At 58.1% G+C, this 22,708-nt stretch carries 16 protein-coding genes and 1 pseudogene; 6 read left to right on the top strand and 11 right to left on the bottom strand.

Translation table 11 applies throughout. From position 1 onward, the window contains the following. The first annotated feature begins 155 nt into the window (after nt 1-155). On the top strand, nt 156-3,320 hold the full coding sequence (locus L1A08_RS05775) for a tetratricopeptide repeat protein (RefSeq protein WP_238755230.1): 3,165 nt from the start codon (nt 156-158) through the stop codon (nt 3,318-3,320). 244 nt (nt 3,321-3,564) lie between these two features. Beyond that, a complete protein-coding gene (locus L1A08_RS05770; protein ID WP_238755228.1) occupies nt 3,565-4,422 on the top strand; it encodes a MotA/TolQ/ExbB proton channel family protein in 858 nt (285 codons plus the stop codon). A 199-nt stretch (nt 4,423-4,621) separates the two neighbouring features. Here L1A08_RS05770 and trmB read toward each other — a convergent pair whose 3' ends face one another. The 3 genes from trmB to L1A08_RS05755 are packed head-to-tail and all read right to left on the bottom strand — an operon-like array spanning nt 4,622 to nt 6,333. After that, the gene (gene trmB, locus L1A08_RS05765) at nt 4,622-5,287 is read right to left on the bottom strand and encodes a tRNA (guanosine(46)-N7)-methyltransferase TrmB (RefSeq protein WP_238755226.1); all 666 of its coding nucleotides are present in this window, start codon (nt 5,285-5,287) and stop codon (nt 4,622-4,624) included. Nucleotides 5,288-5,320: 33 nt separating this feature from the next. Then, nucleotides 5,321-6,052 carry a carboxylesterase family protein gene (locus tag L1A08_RS05760; RefSeq protein ID WP_238755224.1) on the bottom strand — a complete coding sequence of 244 codons (732 nt, stop codon included), beginning with the start codon at nt 6,050-6,052 and terminating at the stop codon, nt 5,321-5,323. Between the two features lie 23 nt (nt 6,053-6,075). Further along, nucleotides 6,076-6,333 (bottom strand): hypothetical protein, encoded by a 258-nt coding sequence (locus L1A08_RS05755; protein ID WP_238755222.1) that lies wholly within the window; start codon nt 6,331-6,333, stop codon nt 6,076-6,078. A 498-nt stretch (nt 6,334-6,831) separates the two neighbouring features. Here L1A08_RS05755 and L1A08_RS05750 point away from each other — a divergent pair, with 498 nt between their 5' ends. Then, a complete protein-coding gene (locus L1A08_RS05750; RefSeq protein WP_390896849.1) occupies nt 6,832-8,343 on the top strand; it encodes an arylsulfatase in 1,512 nt (503 codons plus the stop codon). 206 nt (nt 8,344-8,549) lie between these two features. Further along, nucleotides 8,550-11,675: a sulfatase-like hydrolase/transferase gene (locus L1A08_RS05745; RefSeq protein ID WP_238755218.1), complete on the top strand. Its 3,126-nt coding sequence runs from the start codon at nt 8,550-8,552 to the stop codon at nt 11,673-11,675. 114 nt (nt 11,676-11,789) lie between these two features. On the opposite strand, the gene L1A08_RS05740 is transcribed toward L1A08_RS05745, so the two are convergent. The 3 genes and pseudogenes from L1A08_RS05740 to L1A08_RS05730 form a co-directional block, all read right to left on the bottom strand. After that, nucleotides 11,790-13,310 (bottom strand): sulfatase family protein, encoded by a 1,521-nt coding sequence (locus tag L1A08_RS05740; RefSeq protein ID WP_238755216.1) that lies wholly within the window; start codon nt 13,308-13,310, stop codon nt 11,790-11,792. Nucleotides 13,311-13,421: 111 nt separating this feature from the next. Next, nucleotides 13,422-13,568: an ammonia-forming cytochrome c nitrite reductase subunit c552 gene (locus L1A08_RS05735; protein WP_238755214.1), complete on the bottom strand. Its 147-nt coding sequence runs from the start codon at nt 13,566-13,568 to the stop codon at nt 13,422-13,424. A 7-nt stretch (nt 13,569-13,575) separates the two neighbouring features. Continuing rightward, nucleotides 13,576-14,016 (bottom strand): annotated as a pseudogene (locus L1A08_RS05730) (ammonia-forming cytochrome c nitrite reductase subunit c552); the annotation flags it as partial. 171 nt (nt 14,017-14,187) lie between these two features. Here L1A08_RS05730 and L1A08_RS05725 point away from each other — a divergent pair. After that, nucleotides 14,188-14,817, top strand: a complete 630-nt coding sequence (locus tag L1A08_RS05725) for a hypothetical protein (protein ID WP_238755209.1) — start codon at nt 14,188-14,190, stop codon at nt 14,815-14,817. Nucleotides 14,818-14,839: 22 nt separating this feature from the next. Here the strand turns inward: L1A08_RS05725 and L1A08_RS05720 are convergent, their stop codons facing one another. The 5 genes from L1A08_RS05720 to L1A08_RS05700 all read right to left on the bottom strand — a co-directional run bounded on the left by L1A08_RS05720 (nt 14,840) and on the right by L1A08_RS05700 (nt 20,341). Further along, nucleotides 14,840-15,838 (bottom strand): zinc-dependent alcohol dehydrogenase family protein, encoded by a 999-nt coding sequence (locus tag L1A08_RS05720; protein WP_238755208.1) that lies wholly within the window; start codon nt 15,836-15,838, stop codon nt 14,840-14,842. Nucleotides 15,839-16,158: 320 nt separating this feature from the next. Then, nucleotides 16,159-17,091 carry a hypothetical protein gene (locus L1A08_RS05715; RefSeq protein WP_238755206.1) on the bottom strand — a complete coding sequence of 311 codons (933 nt, stop codon included), beginning with the start codon at nt 17,089-17,091 and terminating at the stop codon, nt 16,159-16,161. After that, complete coding sequence (gene lysA, locus L1A08_RS05710; RefSeq protein WP_238755204.1) at nt 17,088-18,416, bottom strand: diaminopimelate decarboxylase; 1,329 nt, start codon at nt 18,414-18,416, stop codon at nt 17,088-17,090. Before lysA ends, L1A08_RS05715 begins: the two co-directional genes overlap by 4 nt. Next, nucleotides 18,413-20,035, bottom strand: coding sequence for an acyl-CoA ligase (AMP-forming), exosortase A system-associated (locus L1A08_RS05705; RefSeq protein WP_238755202.1), 1,623 nt, complete (start codon nt 20,033-20,035; stop codon nt 18,413-18,415). The genes lysA and L1A08_RS05705 overlap by 4 nt, the downstream gene beginning before the upstream one ends. Before the next feature lie 42 nt (nt 20,036-20,077). Next, nucleotides 20,078-20,341, bottom strand: coding sequence for an acyl carrier protein (locus L1A08_RS05700; RefSeq protein WP_238755200.1), 264 nt, complete (start codon nt 20,339-20,341; stop codon nt 20,078-20,080). 647 nt (nt 20,342-20,988) lie between these two features. On the opposite strand from L1A08_RS05700, the gene L1A08_RS05695 reads away from it, so the two are divergent. Next, nucleotides 20,989-22,698 (top strand): polysaccharide biosynthesis/export family protein, encoded by a 1,710-nt coding sequence (locus tag L1A08_RS05695; protein WP_238755198.1) that lies wholly within the window; start codon nt 20,989-20,991, stop codon nt 22,696-22,698. Nucleotides 22,699-22,708 lie beyond the last annotated feature (10 nt).

Raw genomic sequence — 22,708 nt, 5'->3', positions numbered from 1 at the left:
ACATTTTCCTCTGCCTGTCTCTTTGCGATACAATACGGCGGAAGTTCTACTGGACTTGCGCGAATTCCGTCGTTCGTTTAGAGGCGGGTTTTCGCGCTCGCGCGCCGCAGCTGGATCTTGAATTCGACGAACTGGTAATAAGACGAAGCATGAATATGAGCAGTCGCTGGAATCGGACAACAGGTCGTCTTTGCGGTCTCCTCGTGCTTGCGGTTCTGTGTCAGTTATTCATGGTCACCCCGGCAACCGCTGCTCCGGCGGATGAGGAATACACGCTGGCGGTCACCCTGTACGGCCAGAAACGCTGGGAACTGGCACGCGATACTTTTCAGAGCTATCTGAAATCGTACCCGGACCACAGTCAGGCTCCACTTGCGAAGCTGTATCTGGCACAGAGCCTGGTCAATCTGCAGAACTACAAGGATGCCCGCAACGTGCTGCGGGACTTCCTCAAGAATCATCCCGACAACAAGAACCTCGGGCAGGCGATGTACCGCGTTGCCGAGTGCAGCTACTTCCTCGACGACTTCGACTCGGCAATCACCGACTTCGAAGCCTTTCTGAAGAAGGCTCCCGATGACCAGCTCGTTGAGTGGGCCCTGCCCTATCTGGCTGATGCCTACCTGCGGACGAACAAACCGGTCGAAGCCGAGAAGCAGTTTCGGGCCTCGCTGGAGAAGTTCCCGAATGGACGTTTCGTCGAAGACAGCCGCTTCGGACTGGCCCGGTCGCTGGAACTGCAGAACAAGAACGCTGCGGCGATCGATCAGTATCAGCTGTTGACCGAGATGAAGGGGGCGCAACGGATTGATGAGTCGCTCTTCAATCTCGGCATGCTCTACTTCCAGGACAACAAGTTTCAGGAAGCGGCCGGGACCTTTACCGATCTGGCGACCCGCGATCCTGAAGGACGCCTCGCAGCTCTGGCCCGACTGAATGCCGGCTATGCCCTGTATTCTCTGGAAGACTGGGACAAGGCCGTCGAGCAGTTTGCTGCAGCCGAGCAGAGCGAACAGTACGGCACGACGGCTTCGTACTGGATCGCCCAGACTTACAAGCGATCAGGCAATCTGGAGCAGGCTGCTCAGCGACTCGATCAGTTGCTGAAGAACACTCAGGACGGAGATCTGCTGCCGAAGATTCACTATCAGCTGGCCGACTGCCGTTTCCAGCTGGCCCATTACGATCAGGCGTTGCCGCTGTTTCTCGACTACCTCGAAAAATATCCGAACGGCGAATCCGCGGTGGCTGCTCGACTGGCGGCGATTGAAGCCTGCCTGCTGACTGGTCAGCTCGGCCAGGGGTGGGGACTGGCGGAGGAAGAATTCTCAACGAAGCCAACCGAGCGTCAGACCAGCGAAGCGACGCTGCTCAAAGCCCGACTGCTAAGTGCGGAAAATTCCGGGAAGGATCCGCTGCCGGAATCACTGGGTGATCGCTCCACGCGACTCGCGAAAGCCACCGAATTGCTGGATGGCGTGTTGAAGTCGGTTTCCGACCCGACCGAATCGTTGACTCAACAGACGCACTATCAGGCCGCCCGCGTGCTGCAGGAACGGGGCAATCACCCGGCTGCGATTGCGGTCATCAGCCCCGTCACCCGCGATTTGGAACCAGAGAAACTCCAGTATCCGGAAAGCTGGCTGCTGCTGGCGAACAGTGAATACGAGACCGCCGCTTACGACTCCGCTCTGAAATCGCTTGATCAATATGAAGCGTTGATCGGCAACGACGCTTCGCTCACGCAGGCGAATATCGTGCGGATGAATGTGCTGATCAAGATGGGCGACGTCGCACCGGCTCGCGAGGTTCTCGAGAAATTGCGTTCCACGGGTATTGCTCCGTCAACGCTTGCCGAAGCGACCTATCAGCTGGCCGAACTGAGTTACGCCCGGCAGCAGTGGGAGACCGCTCAGGAGCTCTACCAACAGGTGATCGATCTGAACCTGTCGGAAGACTGGACGATTAAAGCGCTCTCGGGACAGGCCTGGAGTTATTTCGAAGCGGGCGACTTCGCGAAGGCGGATGAACGATTCGACAAACTCCAGCGTGACTTTCCGAAGTCCGCACAGGTCGCAGCCGAGGCCGGCTATATGAAAGGCATGTCGCGACTCAAGTCCGGCGAGCAAATCGAAGCCGCGGAGGCGTTCATGAAGACGGCTCAGGCTCATCGCTCGCCCTCCGATGTTCCGACCGGGAACGAAGTTCATCACGTCGCTTACCGAGCGGCTCGGGAAGCGGCTCGCATTTACCGCCAGCAGAAGCAGGTCGATCCGTCGGCCGAAGCATACCGGATCGCGTACGAAGAGCTCCGCAAACAACCGGAGAGTCGACGTTCGGAACTGGATAAACTGCTCGATGAATGGGCTCTGCTGCACTACGAAAGCGAACAGTTCGCCCAGGCCGATCAGGTCTTCGAGATTCTGCTGAAGGAAACCCCGAACAGCGATCGCGCCGATGACGCCCTGCTTTCACTCGCCGAGAGTGACTTCGTCGATGGCGAGATTGAGTCGGCCCGGCAGCGGCTCGACATGCTTCTCGAACGGCAGCAGATCGACGACTTCGTCAAACGGCGAGCGCTGTATCAGCGGGTGATGGTCGCCGCGAGTGAAAACAACACTGAAGCGGTGCAGGAGTATGCCACGCGTTATCTCAAGGAAGCGGGCGCGAGTCCCGGCGACGCCGCCGAAGTTGGCGAGATCGAACTGCAGCTGATTCAGCTCTTCATGGATCAGAATCAGCTGGCAAAAGCCCGGGATCAGCTTGCCAGCTTACGCGAACGGGCTCAGGCGATTCCGGATGATGATCGCCCCGAGTGGTTCCCGCGGATGTACGTCCAGACGGGAGAACTGGCCCGCCGCAGCAAGGACTATCAGAAGGCGAAGGAGGCTCTCGAAGTTTTGCGGGAGCAGTATCCGAACACGCCTGAACGTGAAGAACTGGAAGTGATTGTCGGACGAATTCACATCGCTGAAGCCAACTTCGAAGCCGCCGAACAGGCGTTTCGGGCCGTTCTCGATCGAGCCGCCGGTACGAAAACCCTGGCCGCCGCCCAGAGTCAGTTCTATCTGGCTGAGACCGCTCTAATTCAGAAGGATTACCGGCTGGCGATTAAGGAATATATTCGCATGGCCATTCTCTTCCCCGGCTTCCCGGAGTTGCAGTCAGCTGCTCTGTATCAGGCCGGACAATGCGACGAGGTTCTGGGAAACAAGGAACAGGCGGTTATCAACTACGAGAATCTGATCCGTCTGTATCCCCAAAGTGAATTCGCAACCCGGGCCAGCGAGCGGGTCGAGGCGTTGAAACCAGCGGGATGATTGAAAGGCTTCGTCGCGGCGGCTTCCGTCGCCGTCGAATTCAGGGACGATTCAGAACCTTACACATCGCCCCGGGTAATGAACGTCCATTCGGCGCAAAGAGGCCACCGCGACCGGAATTCAACAAGCAGGGAAAGCTGGAAAACCTGGAGAGTGTCTGACTCTCGCAAATCCGGTGGATTGAGAAAATGGGGATCACCTGCAGCCTTTGTGCGTTCGATATTGATCAGGGTGAGTGATTGACGTGAAGTATTTATCCGCGGCGTGGGATTTCCCGACAATGAAGCAGTTTCGACTCCTCGGCCTGGCGATGATCATCGTTCTGGGCATGACCACGTCTGGAATGCGCTTCGCGACCGCTCAGGATGCTGAAGTGCAGCCTGGTGCCGGCCCCGCTGCGCCCGTAGAAGCCGCTCCGGGACAGAATCCAGCCGCTCAGCCGGAACGCAGCGTGATTCCGGTGACACCCGCCCAGGCCGTGACCGCTCTTGGCTGGTGGGGACTTCCTTTCGGTCTGGCCACTCTGATTTCCCTTTGGTTCAGCACGGAACGTCTCGTTGTTCTCCGTCGGGCCCGCGTGATTCCGAAGCCGTTTGTCGACCGCTTTCTGCATCATCTGCGAGAAGGCACCATCGAACCGGACGAAGCCCTGCAGTTGTGCGATGAGAACGGCAGCCCGGTTGCTCAAATCTTCGCCCACGGCGTCCGCAAGTGGGGCAAGCCGAGCGTGGAAGTGGAACAGGCCATCATCGACGGCGGTGAACGTCAGGTGAGCCAGATGCGAAAGCACCTGCGGGTGCTCAACGGCGTGGCGACTGTTTCTCCGCTGATCGGTCTACTGGGCACCGTCTGGGGCATGATCGACGCCTTTAACGGCATCGCCGGCAGTGCCGCGATGGGCAGCCCGGAAAAACTCGCCGCGGGCATCGCTCTGGCTTTGCTGACGACCGCAGCCGGCCTGATGGTCGCGATTCCCTCGCTGATCATCTACATGTACCTGTCCGGCCGCGTCGACCGACTGGTGATGGACATGGACCGACTCGCTCAGGAAGTCGTCTACAGCATCTCCGCCGAAGCTTTACACGAACGCACGCGATCATAAAGCCGGAACACGAGTCCCAACCGCTTCGCCGCCCCGATAGAATCTTTCGGAGCCACCCTGACGCACGCAGCTCTCATGTGACGGTATCCGGGTGAGTCGCGTCCCGTGACGCACAGACAGGGATGTCTGCGCCACGCTGCCGAAAGAGGTTAGCCCCGATTGCTCCGCTGCCGGGGCACTCCGTGACCCGTTCTCTTCGTTACGAAATGGGCTGCTTCTGCCAGAGGCCGCGATAGATCGGCCAGCCAGCGAGACGCTTTTTCCGCTCGAAACTGGTCTGATAGTCCATGTGATGCTGCGGGATCCGCTCCTCGGGAGCCTGTCGCTCGGCGAAGCCGCCGTGATCGGTAATGTGACCGGTCATCAGCTCCCAGTAGTCGAACACGTCGGTCCAGCCATGCAGATGGCCGTCGGGCACGAGCACGTCGTAGATCTGCTTCGTGAAGTCCTCGGTGAAGACCCGTCGTTTGTGATGCTTGGCCTTCCACCAGGGATCGGGGAAGTAAACATGCACCGCGGCGACCGACTGCTTCGGCACGAGCTGATCGAACGCCCGGTGGACGTTCCCCCCCAACACGCGGGCGTTGGGACGTTCCGCTTTCTTAAGACGCTTCGCGCCTCGACGCCCTTCCTTGAAATCGATCTCGATGCCGAGATAGTTCACGTCCGGGTTCCGTTCGCTGGCGTTGAACAGAAACAGACCTCGTCCGCATCCGACATCGATTTCGACGGGATTGTCGTTTCCAAAGAACTCCGACCAGTTCAATCGACCCTCGATATCCTCGAGCGTGAGAAACCAGGGGCTGAGATCTTCACGTTCCGTTTCCGCAGACGAAGCGGAGTCAGCAGCATTTTCCAGATTCATGAATACGTCAGACAGTCAATACAGTGTCGGGTGTTATCGGGTGTGAGAAAGGAGCCAGTCGTAGATCTTCGGATTCGCGTAGGTTTGCGTCCACGAATCATGAGCCACGCCGGGATAGATGGTCTGTTTGATGTCACCGTCGGTTTCCTGAATCGCTTTCACCATTTCCAGCGTGCGTTCCACGGGCACGGCTCGGTCCTGGTCACCATGAAACGCCCAGATCGGCACGTTGGCCAACTGATCGGCCCACTCCGTTTTGCCGCCCCCACAGACGGGAATCAGCGCCGCGAACCGTTCCGGCTGCTTGGCCCCCAGTTCCCAGGTCCCGAATCCGCCCATACTCAAGCCAGTCACGTAAATCCGCGACTTGTCGATGGCGTACTTCTCTTCGAGTTCGTCGAGCAACATAATGAGATGATCAACGTTCCACCAGAGTGGCCCCTTCGGCAACTGTGGCGAAGCCACGATGAACGGCATCTGCTTCCCCTCGGAAATCAACCGGGGTGGACCATGCGTGAGCACGAGGTCCAGATCATCGCCCCGTTCTCCGCGGCCGTGCAGAAACAGCATCAGCGGAGCAGGCTTGTCTTCCGAATACTCCTGCGGCAGATACAGCCAGTAATCGAGCGGGCGGTCGTTTGTCAGTTCCAGACTCTGTTCCACCTGCTTTCCGGGAGCAGGTTCCTCTGCATGAGCAGATCCAGCAACCATCAGCACGACTCCCAACGCCATCGTCGACAGATAAAACCACAGATTGTTATTCACCGGTATTTCTCCAGGGAGAGAAGTTATTTGAGTTCACGATCGCAATGCTGACAACGCGGTTTGAGGGCATCAGTTTCTTTCCCGCAATGCCAGCAGGTCAGTGTCGCGTTCCCCTGAAACAGGGCCTTCCAGAATCCCGGCCCCGATTCGGAGTTCGATTTCGATCCGGTTCTCATATTCAACCGGACAACGATGCCGATCAGAACGCCGACGATCAGCAGCAGTTCAATGAACCCAAGGGCAAACACTGCAAGTGGAAACAGGTTGACCTTGAAATCCATCGCACTGGCTCTCTGGAAGTCACGACACGGGAACCAGTCCATCGTATCGAGAGGGAGCCGTCAGGTAAAATCTGCAGCGTCTGAACGACGGAAGACGCCGCCCGAGGACTGTCCTCCCCGCAGGCCCAACTGCGTTCCTCATTTCAATCGGCGGCCACCCGGCAACTCGCAGAGCATGGTTGATATTAAGTTTTCGTGAAGATCATGAACTTGAGTCGGTGCTGTTTAAATTGAAGTGGTCGACGGGTGATAAATCGGGTTGAGCCCGGCTATACTCCTGTGAACACATCTCTTCACACGATCGACGGGCCATCGATCGACATTTCCAAATCGCTTCCAATGGTTTGTTGTCCTTATTGCGCGCCAGGTGCATTCAGTCGCCACGCGCGTTTTGGTAACGAACGACGCCAGTTTCTGCCGACCGAACTGCGTCGGCTTTTCCGTCCTTCGAAGGAGACCCCGATGACGAGACCACGGCCCCCATTCTTCCTCATGCTGATGCTGTGCGCCCTCACAGCGAGCTCAGCGACGGCTCAGGACAAACCCAATATTCTGGTGATCTTTGGGGATGATATTGGCCAGTCCAATATTTCCGCCTATACGATGGGACTGGTTGGCTATCAGACGCCGAATATCGATCGCGTCGCCAGAGAAGGAATGATCTTCACCGACTACTACGCCGAGCAAAGTTGCACTGCGGGGCGATCCACATTCATTACCGGCCAGTGCACCTATCGCACAGGGCTGGCGAAGGTCGGTATGCCCGGCGCCAAAGTCGGTTTGCAGGCCGAAGACCCGACGATCGCCGAACTGCTCAAGCCGCAGGGCTACGCCACAGGTCAGTTTGGCAAGAATCATCTCGGCGATCTGGATGAGTATCTTCCCACCGCACACGGTTTCGATGAGTTCTTTGGAAACCTCTACCATCTGAACGCCGAAGAAGAACCCGAGAACCGCAACTATCCGACCGATCCCGAGTTCCGCAAGAAATTCGGTCCTCGCGGCGTTATCAAGGCGACGGCCGATGGCAAAATCGAAGACACGGGTCCGCTGACGAAAAAGCGGATGGAAACGATCGACGACGAAACCTCCGCCGCGGCGATCGACTTCATTGAACGCCAGACGAAGGCCGAGAAGCCCTTCTTCTGCTGGTGGAATGCGACTCGCATGCACTTCCGTACGCACGTTCGGGAAGAGCATCGCGACAAGCCAGGCGTGACCGCCCGCACGGAATACGCCGATGGCATGATCGAGCACGACAACCACGTCGGCACCCTGCTCCAGAAACTCGACGATCTTGGAATCACTGAGAACACGATCGTCATCTATACCACGGACAACGGCCCTCATAAGAACACCTGGCCGGACGCCGCAGTCAGTCCGTTCCGCAATGAAAAGAACTCGAACTGGGAAGGTGCTTTCCGCGTCCCCTGTATGATCCGCTGGCCCGGCAAAATCAAAGAAGGCAGCATCTCCAACGAAATCGTCAGCGGACAGGACTGGCTGCCGACGTTCCTGGCCGCCGCCGGCGACAGTGACATCAAAGAAAAACTTCTTAAGGGACACAAAGCCGCGGGGAAACAATTCAAGGTTCACCTCGACGGCTACAACCTGTTGCCGTATCTGACGGGAAAAGAGGAAAATTCGCCCCGGGAGTCGTTCTTCTACTTCAATGATGACGGCCAACTGGTCGGTATGCGATTCAAGAACTGGAAGCTCGTCTTCCTCGAACAGCGAGCGGAAGGCACGCTGCGGGTCTGGTCCGAACCGTTTACCACGCTCCGCGTTCCCAAGATCTTCGATCTGCATGCGGATCCGTACGAACAGGCCGATATCACGTCCAATACGTACTACGACTGGCTGCTGGATCACGCCTTCATGCTTGTGCCGGCTCAGGCCTACGTGGGAGAGTTCCTGCAAACGTTCCAGGACTTCCCGCCCCGCCAGAAACCGGACAGTTTCAACGTGCAGGAAGTCATGAACAAGCTCCAGGAAGGGGCCACTCACTGACGTTTCGATCTGACTGACGAGACACAATTGAACGGGACGTCTTCTTCAGGCGGCCCGTTCTTTTATTTCGAATCAACTTCAGCTTCTCTTGACGCATGACAACAAATCTCAGGACGCTGACCGCTCTTTTCATTGTTCCTCGGGAGCAGCCGGGTACGATAAACGGGTTCTGATTCCAGACTCCGCTCTCACGGGAAACCCGCGCGATGCTCAACTGCTCCCTTCGCTTTCTCGCCGCCCTGCTCTTAAGCACTCTCTCAGGCACGCTCCAGGCCGCCGAACGGCCCAACGTATTGCTGATCCTCGTCGACGATCTGAAGCCGGCGCTGGGGTGCTATGGCGATCCGATTGCGAAGACGCCCCACATCGATAATCTCGCCGCACGCGGGATGCGGTTTGATCGTGCCTACTGCAATCAGGCGGTTTGTGCTCCGTCTCGGTTTACATTGATGCTGGGCTCGCATTCGACGTCGACCGGGCTCTACGGACTTGGCAGTGAGTTGAGACAGATTCTGCCCGACGCCATCACCATGCCTCAACATTTTGCGAAACATGGCGGCTATCGCACCGAGTCGCTGGGCAAAGTCTTTCACATTGGCCACGGCAACAACGGGGATCCCGAATCCTTTCAGGTGCCGCACTTTCACGACAAGGTGATTGAGTATCTCGATCCGGCGAGCACCGGCGGCCAACTCACCCGGGAAGAGGCGTACTTCACGAATCAGAAACTCAACGCCATCCGCTCGCTCCCGCGTGGAGCGGCCTTCGAATCGCCGCGAGTGGAAGACACCGAATACGCCGATGGACGGGTTGCCGCCGAAACAATCCGTCGATTGCGAGCCGCCCGCGAACGCCGTCAGAACGACGGGACTCCGTTCTTTATCACAGCTGGATTTGCCCGTCCGCATCTGCCGTTCAGTGCGCCTCAGAAGTACTGGGATCTGTACGATCCCGCCTCGCTGCCGATGCCGGAACGTGAAACACTGCCGGACGAAGCTCCGCCGGTCGCCGGGAAACGGGGTGGCGAAATCACCAATTACAAACCGGTACCGACGGAACCGGACGCGGAGTTCAGCGAGGACCTGAAACGCCAGCTGATTCATGGCTACTACGCGAGCACCAGCTTCGTCGATGCCCAGATCGGAAAAGTGCTCGATGAACTCGAACAACTTGGCCTCGCCGAGAATACAATCGTCGTCCTCTGGGGCGATCACGGATTTCATCTCGGCGATCTGGGCATCTGGACCAAACACACCAACTACGAACAGGCCAACCGGATTCCGATTCTGATCGCTGCGCCCGGCATCACGAAGCCGGGCACTTCAACGCACCAGCCGGCCGAGAGCGTCGACATCTTCCCGACTCTTGCTCAGCTCGCGGGACTGCCGGCTCCGGAAGGGCCGCAGCCGATCGATGGAGTCAGCCTTGTGCCGGTTCTGAACAATCCGTCCACCCGAGTCCGCGACCATGCTTATCATGCCTACCCGAAGAAGAAGCTCGGCCGCGCGATCCGAACCGAACGCTACCGCCTTGTGGAATGGCAGGCGTTCAATGACGGAGAGGAATCAGCCGAGTACGAACTCTACGATTACGAGACCGATCCACTGGAAACTCTCAATCTCGCCCCCAGCCAGCCGAAGGTCGTTTCGAAGTTGAAGCAGATTCTCGACCGCTACCCGGAACCGGTCGATCGCGACCGACGCCGGGCTGATGAGAAGACTTCTCACCCCCCGAACGCGGAAAACGTTTCCATCAAGACTCCGGAAATCGCACTTCGCCCCCTTTCGATTCAAGGACGAGTGGAAGCCGTTCAGGGAGACGGCGTGATCGTGGCTCAGGGTGGACGCGAACATGGCTATGCGGTTCATATTCTCAAAGGCCGTCTGACATTCGATGTCCGCGTCAACGGCAACGTCACTCGAGTTTCAGCGTCCGATCCGACTCCGAAGAAGTTCGACTTCAAAGCCGTCCTGACTGAGGAAAAGATCACCCTCATTCAGAAAGGGAAAACGGTGGCGACGGGAGACTCGCCCGGCTTCATCCCCGTTCAACCGAAAGACGGATTGAACGTGGGACACGATGAGCTCTCAGCGGCAGGCGACTACGAAGCTCCCAATCCGCTGAATGGCCGTGTCGTCGAGTTGAGCGTCACCTCCTCGACGCCCAATGTCGTCCGAATGGCTCCGAAGGACGAGGACGATGCGACTCAGTTTCCGAAATTAGCTTTTGAACAAGTGGCGACCGATCGCAAACCACGTCCTGTTATGGATGCGGCGACGATTCACAAAGGGCTGAAATCACATGATCGAGCCCTGTATCTCAAAGCCGGGTGGATCCGTGATCCTTACATCACGCTCGGACCTGACGACAGGTACTATCTGACGGGAACCCAACCTCGCGAAGGGGACGCACGAGCTGACGAGAATCCCTACAACATCGGCCTGGGAGACGAGAGCATCGTCGGCGATCAGGTCCGGGTCTGGCGAAGTGACGATCTTGTGAACTGGGAGGATCTCGGCCCGATCTTCACCGTCGCTGACACCTGGAAGTCTCGCCACGAGGGCAAGAATCCACGACGACTGATCTGGGCGCCGGAACTCCACTGGCTGGGCGATCGCTGGGCTCTGGTCCACTGCCCGAAAACGCATTCCAGTCTCGCGACGACGGAAGGCCGCGAACTGGCCGGTCCGTGGACCCATCCGATGAAAGGCGACCTGGGCCCGCGGCACGATCCTTCGCTGTTCACCGACGACAATGGCACACGCTACCTCCTTTGGGGGAACACGCTGGTCGCTCCACTCAGCGAGGATCTCACCTCATACACCGCAGAGCCTGTTCGGATTGATCCAGCCGGTTTCCGCTCTGGTCCCGATGGCACGCCGATCAACCGAATCGGCCACGAGGGAGCCACGATGATCAAGGTCGGCGGCAAGTACGTTCACATGGGAACGGCCTGGTCGACCGATGAAGGCCGCAAAGGCTCCTACAATCTCTACTACTGCGTCGCTGATCAGATCACCGGGCCGTATGGCCCTCGTAAATTCGCCGGCCGCTTCCTCGGTCACGGAACGCCCTTCACCGACAAGGACGGGCAATGGTGGTGCACGGCGTTCTTCAATGCCAACGTACCGCCCCTTTCCCGGAAAGGAATCGCGAACCGGGATCTGAGTGAGAACGCGCAGACCATCAATGAGCAAGGGGTCACGATCGTCCCGCTCGATGTCCGTCTCCTCGACGACGGCGAAGTCTTCATCCGTGCCAAAGATCCCGCCTACGCCAATCCCGGCCCCGACGAAGCACAGCAATTCCCGGCCGTCGCAGCAGATCGATAGCACTCTCTGCACGGCTGATCGTTCCGGCCTCAAGGGATCAGATCGTTACTGAAGCCCCCGGCATCGGCCTGACGCCGCGATAGCGAAAGGCTGATCTGATGGATCGGAAGAAGTTCATTCCCTGCGGCGACTGTTCTTCAACAAGGTGGCCTTCTCGGACCATGAGACCGCGCGATCGAAGATGACCCCGTACTTCTCATAGTCGTTGTAGTCCACAGCATTCTCCCGCCATCTCCGCACTTCTTCGTCGTACAGAGCCCGCATCTCCTGCAACTGGGAACGCGACTGACTGTCTTTCGCCAGATTCGTCAACTCCAGTGGATCTTCCGCGGTGTTGTACAATTCTTCGGTCGGCGACATCCCGTCAGCTGCATGCGGCCAGAAAATATACTTCCAGTCTCGCGTGACAACCGCCAGCGAATGCACCGCAGCCGGTCCCCAGACATTGATGAGCGGTAGCGACTCGTGAATTGTCGCCTGCGGGTTGTCGTAGACCGCCATCAGATTCCGCCCGTCCATCTCGGCTGGGCACTCGATGCCTGCCAGAGCGCACATGGTCGGAGCAAAGTCGATATTGCCCGTCAGGGCGTCCGTTCGGAGCTGTCGTCCGCTGTTGCGATGCCGCGGATCGTAGATAATCAACGGCACGCGGGACGACTCTTCATACGGAAGCACCTTTGAGCCATACCCGTGGGAACCGCAGAGGAACCCATTGTCGGATGTGAAAATGATCACAGTGTTATCGCGAACGCCGGCTTGTTCGATTGCCTCTCGAATCATCCCCACGGCGACATCGATCGCGTAAACCTGCTGATGATAAACCGCCATCACCTCGTCGTACCGGTCGGAATAGTTCCACGAATGAAAGCGTTCATACTGGCGTCCCCGCCGGCTCTGCTCTGAAAAATGGAGGCCGTGCTCCCGTCCATAGTTGTCCGGCTTCTGAAATACTTGACCTTCGTAGATCGCATTAAATTTCGGATCCGGCGTCGCGGGCTTATGCGGGGCCTTGAAGCTGATTGACAGGCAGAACGGTCTGTCTTCAGCGGCGGCGTCTCTGACGAAGTCCCGTCCGAACGCTCCGTACGACAAAGTGGAGTGCGGGTACTCGTCGGCATATTCGACCATCGATTTGTTCTTGCGGGTTTCGTAAAACGTCTGTCCCGGCCCGCCGCCCCAGCGATCGAAATCGCCTTCGGGAAGCCGACGATCTTTCGAGGTTGGAGAATCGACGACCTCGAAGCCAAACTTGCCCGCAAAAGCTGTTTGATACCCGGCGGCTCGCAACAGCATCGGGTACGACTTCTCCCACTTCTCCTGCGTGAGCGGGCCATGCTCGAAATTGCAGCCTGTCTTGTATTCGAGCATTCCCGTCATCACGTTCGCACGGCTCGCCATGCAGATCGCGGTCGTGTCGTAATGGTTGTCGAAGACAAGCCCGTCCGCAGCCAGCTGGTCGATCTTCGGCGTTTCAACATCGGCGTTGCCGTAGCAGCCGAGACTGTAACAGCACTGGTCATCGGACATCAGAAACACAATATTCGGACGGCCTGCAACTTCGGCTCCCAGTACGGGAAACGCCCCCAGAAGACCAATGACCGTGAGGAACATTGCGTTCAGAACAGTGCGTCTCATGCTCTCGATCCCATTCACCTGACCAGGCCGCTGATTGTCTCCCGCATAATCACCGGAAACGACAGAGAACGTCAACATGCGTGGGAGGTTTCTCAGCCGTTTCTACAATAATCAGTCCGATCCTGCGGCAATCGCGCGAGCCGCCTGCGTCGCGGCCTGCCGACTGTAATCGATCGACTCGGCGAGAATTCGGGCCGATTCCTGATCGGCATGAAACCCTTTCGAGTTTTCACTGCTGATATAGTCAAGCCTCCACATCGCCTTTCGCTGCAACTCGCGAATGGGAGCGACACGCCCCCGCCTGCTGGACTTCGGTCACCCGCTTTGTAACCTCCTGATCGCTGAGCATGAAGGCGTGACCACGAGCCTCACGATAGTCGATGCTGAACGCGTAACCGGCATAGAGTCGTTTCAGCCACGGCTGCTCTTCCAGTTTGCTGGGAGGCAACGCGTGATTGCCGCCATAGTCGGTGTATTCCGAATCCGCCGTCCGTAGATAGGTTTCATATTGCACGGGGTAGTTCAGCCCCCACGGCTCCGGATCCGTGCTGATCTCAGTCACATCCACAACGCGGACGATCGGCGAGCGTGCCTCCTGCTTCCGCTCAAAAATATTGATTAACAGAGCGATCACGCCGAAGGTCGCAAAGCCCACCAGAACGGTCATCAGGGTAAACCATCCGGCCGTTGATTTTGGTATTCCCATTGATCAGATCCTGTTGTCTCTCTACTGGGGATCGCGGGCAGAGGCAGAACGCTCTGGAGTACCGAGCTGCGCGGATACGATCCCTCATTCGCCAGCCACTGGAACACAGAGTACGTCTTCGGTTTCCGCCGTGGACACCACATCGTTCTCGATACCGCTACAGGAACACTCTTGCGAGAACAGCCTCTCTACACCGGAGCCACAGTCTGGAAGTGGAATGCCAGTGCCGAAGACTGGTCCCGGCAGACCGATGTCGCCGTGAAAGCGGGCAAAGGACACCCCAATACGAATCAGGCCAATATCGTGATCGGGGACTGGCACTGGTTTCTACCGCACAACGTCCGCTACCTCGGACGTGTGCACGTCGAAACCGGCCAGGTCGAGTATCTCGAGTTGCCTGCCCAGTTGATGCCCGACGAAAACTCCCGTGAAAATGATGTCTGGCTCTGGGGACGGGGCCACGCCGGCAATCTCCCACGCAATGCCGGCGGCTTTGCCGTGGGAGATCACGGTCATACCGGAACCGGTTGGGGACACATCTCGGCGGCAAGCCCGACGCGTGTTGGTCGATACCTGTTTCTGCCGGTCGTGACCGGGACGGTCTATGTCATCGATACCACGGTGAAGTTACTCTCGCCTGCCGCTCTCGTCGCCATCAACGATCTCGGTCCCGGCGGCGAAACGTGGACGCTGGCAACCGTGACCTGCGCCGGAGATCGTCTCTTTGCGCATACGATGAAGGAGATCATCTGTATTCAATCCCCCGCTCAATCTGGTTCGGACACACAGAAGAGCGACTGATCCCGGCCAGAGTTCAACCGGCTTACAGAGACGGCGAGTGGTCGATGACGACCTTTCCCATTGCCCGACCGCTTTCCAGTCGCGCGTGGGCGTCGCCCGCCTGTTCCAGAGAATAGTGGTTCTCATCGAGGACAGGCTTCAGTCCTCCGTCGTCAACGATTTCGGCAAGCCGCGTGAGGATCTTCGCGTGGTCTTCCCGTCGGAAGTTATGCAGCATCGGAATCAGCATGAAGACGACGTGGAGCGAGAGCCCCTTGAAGTGTGCCGGATTCAGATCGAGTTCGCACATGGAAACGGTTGTCGCAATTTGTCCGTTGAGTGCTGCGGCTTCAAAGGAGTTCGTGAGGTTGGCCCCGCCAACTGAGTCGAAAACAATCTCGAAACCGGCTCCCTCAGTGTGTCTGGCGACGTAGTCTTCCACCGATTCGGTTTTGTAGTTGATGCCGGTCGCGCCGAGTTCTCTGATCAACTGCAGTTGCGGTTCACCGCCGCCCGTCGAATAAACGTCGGCACCAAAGTACTTCGCCAGCTGAAGAGCAACATGCCCCACGCCGCCTGACCCGCCGTGTACGAGGACCTTCTGTCCGGCCTGAATACCAGCTCGAGTCAGCCCCTCATAAGCGGTGATGGCAACCAGAGGCAGAGCAGCAGCTTCCCGCATGGAAAGACTCTTCGGCTTCCGGGCAATCAGATTGCTGTCGACCACGGCATACTCGGCCAGCATACCAGGCAAGTCGGCCAGGCCGCCCGCGCAGCCGTAGACTTCGTCCCCAACGGCATAGTTCGTGACTCCCTCGCCGACCGCCTCAATAGTGCCGGCAAAGTCCATCCCCAGGATTGCAGGCGGATCAGGCGAGAGTGGCAGTTCTTTGCCCATCGTGCGAATCATGGTGTCGACCGTATTGACGCTTGAAGCCGCGATCTTGACCAGCACATGCCCGGCTTTCACACTCGGCTTCTCGACCTCCGCCGCCTCAAAAGTTGCATCCTCGCCATAGTTGTTGATGACCATTGCTTTCATGAGATCTGCCCTCGCTCTGCGACTTGGTTTCCGATTTCGTTGTGCTGGACGGTCTGTCCGCATCACTTGTGAAATGGATACTACGGGACGTTGCCGGCAAGACAAGTACGCACTTTTCGGACTGCTAGGCACAGAAAGGATACTATTGAGGCTTCTCTCACAAGCGGTGAGTCCCCAGGCAGCCCGTGCCCGCATCGGAAATGGAATTCCCCGAGGCTCGATTGACCGGTCATAGCGTTAAGCCGATCAGTACGACGAAAAGAGTGCAGGGGCCTGCCCGCGTCTCGGCCAGCAATCCCTAGAATCAAGGAGCAGGTCAATCATACTCCGGCGGTTGAGGCGACTTGTCTCTTCGAGCGTCTTTCCCGAAAGGCACTACTCAGGGACTTAATCGTCGCCAGTTGAAGATAGGCGACATCCGAATACAGACTGTCAATCTGATGTTCCTGCAGCTGGCGACTGCGAAACAGTTGCCCATTGGTGAATGTCCATTTGAAGCTGAACGGGATTCGCGACTTGCGGAACTGCCGGTCGTTCAGGACGACCGTGCCAATGCCTTCGAGTCTGGAAATCGCTCTGCGGATTGCCAGCGAATGTTCGACAAACAGCTCGGGATCGCTGATGAAATGCACAAAGCAGTAAGGCACCCGCCACCGCGTCACACGGCTGTAGACGACAAGACAGCGGCGATTGTTGACGCTCACCTCAACTTGGGAAAAGAGGGGCGTGGGATGGTCGAGAAGGATCTTCTGCAGATCTGGTTCGGAGGACGGCGCGATCTCCTCAGAAGTCACTCTTCGGCATTCGATTTTGTGTCGAGCCGGCACGACGGAGGGGCAGGGCAGAAGGACCCGGAGGCTTGAGTCCAGCGACTGGAACCCGAGTCGTCTGGAAATCTGGCGGACGGATTCGGTGGGCGTGAAATCGGTAACAGTATGGTCAGTCAGCGAGAGAGCCGGACGCATGAGCCGAAGACTGTGTCCGCGAAATTCGGGATCGACTTTCCAGGTGTGGAGATTGCATAGCTGCACGAGATCTCCGTTGATCCGCCGTTGACTGAAAAGCATCCCGAGAATTCCGACGAGCTTTCCTTCTGCTCTGAGGACATAGCCCGCATAGTCGTTTCCGAACTCCGGCCGGGGACGAAACAGAGCTTGCCACTGCTCACGTGTCGTCAGTTCATCGTCGTCACGCAGGAACGTGTCGTAGATGCTGTCGAAATGTTCGGAAGTGATTTTCTCAAGATCGGTCACAGGGGCCTCGTCTTGCTCGAACTGGAAATGAGTCGGTCTGAGTTGCTTTCCACCAGAACTTCGGCCGGCGTCGGATGGCTCAGGAAGCCGGTTGGACTTGAGGTCAGACCGTAGGCACCCGACTGGAAGACCCCGATCAGATCGCCGACCCGCGGCTGGGGAAAAGGGAGCTGACGAGCCAGAGAGTCGAGCGGCGTGCACAGCGGGCCGACGATATCGACCTTGGTATCGATCGCCGCGTCAAGACGGTTCACGAGGGCGATCGGAAAGTTCCGTTTGATGGTCTGACCCAGATTGCCGGAAGCCGCAAGCTGATGATTCATGCCCCCGTCGAGCAGGACGAAGGTGCGGCCTCGCGACTGCTTGCAGTCGATGACGCGGGCCACATAGATTCCAGATTCCCCGACAAGAAACCGTCCTGGTTCGATCACCAGATCGGCCAGCTTCAGGAGAGGATCGCGTTCCGTTTCCCGGATGAGAGGCGCGAGGCCTTCTGCAAGCTGGTTGAGATCGAGCTCAGACTCGTGCTCGAAGTACGGAATCCCCAACCCGCCACCAAAGTCGATCGTCCGCAGCGGATGGGGAAGCGTTCTAGCAACGCGACGCGCAAGTTCAATCGCCTTCCGGTACTGCTTCAGCAGAATGTCCGCATCGAGAATCTGTGTGCCGGTGAACTGGTGGACGCCGGTTATTCGTAACTGCTTTAATGTTCGGATCTCCGCAAGCACCTCATCAAGGACTTCCTCGTCGAATCCGAACGGCGACGGCTTACCCCCCATCCTCATCGCGCCTCCCTGGACCGATGCGTCAGGGTTGATTCTCAAGGCGATATCGACGACCGATCCCAGCTCCTGGGCGATCCGATTGAGCCGACGGGCTTCGCCCATCGATTCGACATGCACTTCCCGGATCGGTAACGAGGCCGCGAAACGAAGTTCCTCATCCCGTTTGGCGGGACCGGCGAACAGAATCCTGTTTGGTGAACATCCCGCAGAGAGAGCCGTCTTCAACTCACCGGCGGAGGCAACTTCAAGACCGCAACCCCGTTGCAGGAAGCTTTGAACGAGAGCCGGGTTCGGATTCGCCTTCATGGAGTAGAAGATTTGAAAGCGATTCCCGTAAGCACGTTTCAGTCGATCGTGCGCTGAGCTCTGAACATCTTCCGAGTAGACGTACAGAGGCGTTCCGTACTGTTCTGCGAGAGCCTCGATAGAACGTCCCGAGACCGACAGAACCCCACGGTCCTGCTGAAAGCATCGGTCAATGATTCTGCGGGCGCAGTCGGACTTCGGCGGGGTCGAAACGTCTTCAACGTTGGCAATCATGTTGCACCATTCGTGGAAAGTTGAAGTTCAGAGCCTGTCTGGCCCCGATCTTCCAATGAGATCCCCTTCAGGACCTTGTAGTCAATTTTGCCGCTGGACGTCTTCGGAAGACGGTCCAGAAACGACACACGCTTCGGAACCATATGACGGGGGAGCAGGAGCGCGCTGCGGGCGATGATCTCGGACGCTTCCAGCCGGGCCCCTTCCCGAAGTACGGCAAACGCGTTGATGTGCTCGCCGATCAGGTCGTCCGGCGTGCCGACCACAGCGATCTCATGGATCCCCTCGATCTTCATGAGGGCCTCTTCGACTTCAGTCGGACTGACACGGAAGCCGCACGTTTTGATCTGATTGTCTCTGCGGGCGACAAAGTAGAGAAATCCGTCGTCGTCCAGGGTCACAAGGTCGCCGGAATAGCAGACGCGAACTCCGTCGTCGTTGCTGGACATCGGGAAGGGATGCGGCCGCAGGACCCGAGCGGTCAGTTCGGGATGTCCCCAGTAGCCCATCGAAACCGTCGGACCGTGATGAACGAGTTCTCCGACTTCACCGGGTTGGCAACGTTTCCCCTGTTCGTTGATGACCAGGATCTCCGTATTGGGAATGGCCCGGCCCATAGAATTCGGCCGCCGATCCAGTTCCTCAGGAGGGAGGTACGTCGACCGAAAGGCTTCGGTGAGTCCGTACATCAGGTAGATATCGGTCGAAGGAAGTTCTCGCCGCAGCACCTCCAGGGTCGGGCCGGGCATATGACCTCCGGTATTGGTAATGTACCGCAGCCCTTTCATGCCTCCCGATGTGAGCCCAGACCGGGGCTGAATCAGAAGATTCCAGAACGGAGGCACCCCGGCGAGTCCGGTGATGTGCTCCCGTTCGACGAGAGAGACCACTTCGCGTCCGAACGTAAATCGCATGAGGACGAGCGTGGCCCCCTGTTGAACGGCGGTTGTCAGCTGATTCAGCCCGGCATCGAAGCTGAACGGCAAGACCGCGAGAATTCGGTCCCGCTCTGTGATCCGCAGGTAGTTCGACACGATGCTTGCACCAGCCACGAGATTGGCATGACTCAGCATCACCCCTTTCGGACGTCCCGTCGAGCCCGATGTGTACAGGATCGCCGCCAGATCTTTCTCAGTGACGGTGTCAGAAAGCGATCCGGTAAGTTCTCGATCAAGCAGAGAATTCAGCGGGTAGATCTGATGGGAGTCGCTCTCTCGTTCCCCCGAATCGCTGAGAACAACCCGCTCGATCGCGGGCAATTGTTCCAGCGCTTCCTGAAGATCGTCGTACTTCCCGGAAGAGACAATCAGTGTGGTGATGCCGCAGTCCGCGCAGATATGCGAGACTTGCTCGGCCATCAGGCTGTGATGAATGGGGACGAAGACCGCTTGAGCCTGTGAGACGGCAAAGATCGAAAGGACCTGCTCGACCGAAGGATCGAGAAGAACTCCAATTCGGTCGCGTCGCTCGACGCCAATCTGGCACAGAGCTTCCGCGTAGCGAGCGACGCTCGCTGAAAGTTCGGCATAACTCAGTCGGGCTTCCCCGCAGACGAGTGCCTCTTTCTCGGGGAAGCGACCAGCGGCTGACCGAAGCATGTGGTGTACGAGATAGTCCATGAGTGACTGCCATCTCCTGGCATCGAGCCGGTTCGTTGGTTTTCAGGACCGCTTCGATGCGACAAGGTTTGCGATCGTTGAGATCGATTCGAAATGCTCGGCGACCAGATCATCGTCGTCGATGACAATGTGGAACTCCTCTTCCAGAAAGGCGACCACATCCAGCGTTCCCAGAGAATCGATGACTCCGTTCTGAAGCAACGGATCGGTTTCGCCCAGCTGTTGTTCCTGAGCCAGCGGAAACTGCTTGTAAATGAAGTCTCGGATCGATTCGTTCAGGGGGCTGTTTTCAGTGACGTGCTGCATTGGTGTCTCCTTGGGAACAATGAATCCATGAGGCAGTGTGAGCTTGAAGTCGGCGAAAACAGAAACAGATGCTCAAGGTCGAAGCCTGTTCCGTTCGCGATGTCCCTATTCCGGTTGTGGTCGATTCCACACGTCTTTCCAGAGCAGCCGCGCCTTAGAGGGGCGTCTGCACGGGGGCGTCTACCATTGAAAGGAGGTCTATTCTGAAGAATAGATGAGGGAATCCGGCCCAACGGACTCAACGCACGTCCCGTACGCGATTTCTTTCAGGAAGAGCGAGGAGTGCGGAAAACTTCGAATTTCCGGATTGTGAGCACTGCGGCCGGGATCGCTTTTCTGGCGATGCCAGGGCGATCCGCCTTAACGGATCGTGACGATTGTGCCGATATTGACGACGGGGAGGATCGGACACGGCACGCCGCCGGACCGTAGAGCCATTGGCTCGCAGGTCGACGGCTGGGCACGTGACCTCTCATGTAGGGACAGCACGTGTCGAACCTGGCGGATGCCTAATGAATCTGGCTATGGACAATAAATCGAGCACTGGTCGAACAATGTCCGTCACGAACAGGCTGGTCTTGTGTGCCGTTCTCGGAATGCTTTGCTTCAGCAGCGGCTGCGCCGCAGTTATGCACCCGGTGACAGGGGTGAAAGCGACCAAGCTTGATCCCAGCCTGTCACTTCCCTGCCGGACCGGTCAGAAGACCATCAATCTCGCTTTGCTTCGGCAGGTTCCTCCGCCCGAACATCTCGTCGACACTGGGGACACTCTCGGCGTATTCGTCGAAGGCATTCTTGGCGGCATCGAGGAAGCCCCGCCGATTTATCTGCCCCAGCAGGACATTTACCGCCCTGGGATGGGATATCCAGTAACTGTTCACGCGAACGGCACGATTACCTTACCGCTCGTTCCGCCCGTGTTTGTGCGGGGGATGACGATCTATCAGGTTCAGGAAGCCGTCATCAAGGCCTATACCACGGGCGTTCGGCCGCTTCTGCAGCCCGATCAGGCTCGGGTTCTGGTCTCGTTGAATCGTCCTCGGACGTCGCGAGTGCTGGTGATTCGTCAGGAGAGTGACAACCGACAGGGGAACCTCGGTGCCTCGGAGTCTGTGAACTTTGAAGCCGACAAGCAGGGAACGGGGCGGATCGTCGAACTGCCGGCTTATCAGAATGATGTTCTGCACGCTCTAGCCGAAACGGGCGGTCTCCCGGGGCTCGACGCGCAGAACATGATCTACGTCATTCGACGAGATCCTGTCGTGCCGCCGCACTTCCTTCCGGTTCATCCCCACGGCCCCGCTCCGAATGGGTATTATCAGCCAATGGCCGCGCCTCCGCTCTCGATGCGAGACCAGACGCGTTCAAAGCCAGCCGAACAGGTCACCGTTCGCGCTCAGGGACCAGACGGCCCGCTGCCGGTGCAGTCCTCGAGCTATCGATCGAACTACCGTTCCGGTCCCCTGCATGCGGCGTCTTCGTATCGGTCCGCTCCGCAGGGAACGACGGCAGCGTCCCATGCGTTACCGGTCCGAGAGTCTTCAGTCAGTGCCCATCAGCCGGCTTCGCAGATCTCCCGGTATGGGGGAACGCCAGTCACTCCAGCATCCCACGGAATCGCGAACGGTCCAGCCGAACCAGGCCTCCCGGGCTGGCAGCCACCTCCGATGCTGGCACCGCAGCCGTATGCGAATCTGCCGCAATATGAAGGGCCGACAGATTCGATTTCGGGAGCCTATCACCCCCCTGAATACCAGGCGGGTCCCGGAGCCGGGCTTTACGAAGAACTCGACTACACTCAGGATCACGAGCTGAGAAATTATCTCGGCGTTCCTTCTGGTTCCCGCATCATTCGGATCCCCGTTCGACTCTTCCCGGGCGAGCCGATTCCCTTCACGCCAGAAGATATTCTGCTGCAGGATGGGGACATCGTGTTCATCGAGAGCAGAGAGCTGGAGTTCTACTACACCGGAGGCTTACTGGGGGGGGGACAATACACCTTGCCCCGTGATTACGACATCAACATTCTGGATGCCATTTCCATTGCCGAGACCCGTGCTCGATTCGGACAGTTCCGCGGGAACCCGAAGTCGATCGGCGGCCCGTCCGTCCTGAACCAGGACGTCTCGGTCGGGGCCAGCAAGGCGATCATTGCCCGTCCGCTTCCGGAAGGGGGCCAGATGCAGATCAGCATCGACCTGGCCAAAGCGATGCATGACCCGGCCCAACAGATCATCATCAAACCGGGGGATCGCATCTATTTGCGATACACATTCCCGGAAGCGTGCCTGGCCTATCTTGAACGGCACCTGCTGGAAGGATCGATCATCGGAGCCACCATCGGTAACTCCAATTGATGGTCGCCCG

The sequence above is a fragment of the Rubinisphaera margarita genome (assembly GCF_022267515.1).
GTDB classification, from domain to species: domain Bacteria; phylum Planctomycetota; class Planctomycetia; order Planctomycetales; family Planctomycetaceae; genus Rubinisphaera; species Rubinisphaera margarita.
The sequence above is the reverse complement of the archived record's forward strand: the minus strand, read 5'-3'. Positions and strand labels throughout refer to the sequence as shown.